This is a genomic window from Ketobacter sp. MCCC 1A13808, assembly GCF_009746715.1.
Lineage (GTDB): Bacteria > Pseudomonadota > Gammaproteobacteria > Pseudomonadales > Ketobacteraceae > Ketobacter.
Genome location: NZ_VRKW01000053.1, coordinates 1 through 1919, shown reverse-complemented (window position 1 = coordinate 1919; position 1919 = coordinate 1). Strand labels below are relative to the sequence as shown.

General features: G+C 44.5%; 2 protein-coding genes and 1 pseudogene. 2 read left to right on the top strand and 1 reads right to left on the bottom strand.

The window, feature by feature from the left end; genetic code table 11:
* The coding region (locus tag FT643_RS22950) for a zinc ribbon domain-containing protein (protein WP_156873728.1) at positions 1–1098 on the bottom strand (1098 nt) is incomplete at its 3' end.
* A gap of 157 nt (positions 1099–1255) precedes the next feature.
* Between FT643_RS22950 and FT643_RS22945 the strand changes: the two genes are divergently transcribed.
* Together FT643_RS22945 and FT643_RS22940 are read left to right on the top strand one after the other, a co-directional pair.
* Positions 1256–1708, top strand: coding sequence for a GFA family protein (locus FT643_RS22945; RefSeq protein WP_156873727.1), 453 nt, complete (start codon positions 1256–1258; stop codon positions 1706–1708).
* A 90-nt stretch (positions 1709–1798) separates the two neighbouring features.
* Positions 1799–1919 (top strand): annotated as a pseudogene (locus tag FT643_RS22940) (magnesium chelatase domain-containing protein); the annotation flags it as partial.

Genomic DNA, 1919 nt, shown 5'->3' with positions numbered 1-1919 from the left:
TTTAAGCGATTTGGGTTGGTCCGACAGTGAAAATTGGAGCTTGAGCGGTAAACGAGTGAGGGGGTTTCGGGTAAGATACTTCGGATGAGGGGCAAATCGGTGCTTTATACTTCCTATACCCTCCTGCGGTGGGAGGACATCGATCAAGTATTCGATTTCAGGGCTCACATCACGAACCCCGCCAAGTAAACGGACGATGTTGGCCCGGAGGCGCCAATCATCAATGGTTCGATTCTGCTTATAATAAAGGCTGGCCAACCGAATCATACGCGACGCAACATCCTTGGCGACCTGTTTGTTATCTATAACCCTGATACGATTTAATCCATACAAATACCAGCTATCTACCCAGGCTTTCTCGAATTGATTTTTGCTAAAACCCTGGGCGCTCTCGAAATGCTGAATCGCTTCCTGATATGAAGTCTCACCCGGCATCCCCGCTAACAAAAGCCAATAACCTTTAAAGGTATGAGCATAGATATTGTTGTGATTGTATTGAAGCGCTCTGGAGAAAAGACGCTCTACATCCATTACAACAATCGCATTTCGCCTTTTTAGCAGTTGCGCCAAACCTATATGGGCATAAACATCAGCGCTGCGTTCCTTATCCGCGGTAACCAAAGCTCGATATAAAACAGGCGTCACTTTATCCGCCAATTCCACATTACCCGTTGCAATGCTGAAGCGTTCAGATTTACTACGCAGCCAATGCATTGCAAGATCTACCTGGTAACGTGTTAAAACCGGATCCCCTGAATTCAGATTTATAGCATCATCAATCATGTTCCAGGCGTGGGAAAAGTAATCCATCTTTTCCAGTAGATGAGCTGCATCCACCAGTTCGTCAACCGTACGGTTTTTCTGAATCCAATTGAAATAAAAGCCAGATAAGGAGTGGATCGCAACAATCAGGGAAACAATGGTGACAGCACCTGCACTCCATTGCATAAAAACTGATAATGTATGCCAGACGTTAGCCTGCTGCTGGCTATAACAATAAGGGCATAGCCGGGCATTGATGTGAATGGGTTTTCGACAAGCCTTGCAGACTTTAATTGAATTTATCTGCCCGGTTTGATTATCATGGCGGTCATCCATAATAGAATAACGCTAAAAGCAATAGTTATAATCGTTGACTGCTCTGATGTGTATTCCATTACTACACCTTTTTTAACCAAATGCCAAATCTTCCAGCACCCAGAGAGTTGATAGCCTTTAGGTCCCAGGGCCTGAGCAAAAATGCAAGGAGCGCAAAATGAAAAGTAAATGTTTATGTGGAAATATTGAATTTGAGTATGATGCACTTCCAGGATTAATGGGACATTGCCATTGTGAGGAATGCAGGAGAAGTGCCGGTGCGGCGTTCGTAACGTCAATCTATATAAACCCTCGAAGCCATAAAATAATCAAAGGCGCTGAATTTATAAAGGAATATAATCACACACCTCGTCTGGGCAGGGTTTTCTGTGGAAACTGTGGTTCAAGATTGTGGAATTACGGCAAAGCCAAACATGGCTCTGTGGAAAACGCCCCTTTCGCGAATGTAACCGCTTCGTCCGTGATCGAGCCATTTCCTTTTAAACCACAAGCTCACATCAATCTGTCAGAGAAAGCTGAGTGGGTTGAAATCAACGACGAGCTTGAGAAGTTTGAAGACGTACCGCCTATGGAATATTTTTCCCGCAAGTTGCAGGAACACAATAGCTGACTATCATCATGCTACGATTTACAGCACTCCCGGGAACAATAAAAATGATCATACCAATGTAAAACATAATCCGGCCGATCACATACAGGCCCCGATGCGGCCATACGCGAAAGCAAAGAGCGCGTACGCAGTGCCATTTTAAATTCCGATTACGAATTTCCACAGCGCAGAATTACGATTAATTTAGCCCCGGCTGATTTACCTAAAGATG

Excerpts from the sequence above, each read along its gene's own strand:
- FT643_RS22945 (WP_156873727.1), top strand. The coding sequence starts at position 1,256 with ATGAAAAGTAAATGTTTATGTGGAAATATTGAATTTGAGTATGATGCA.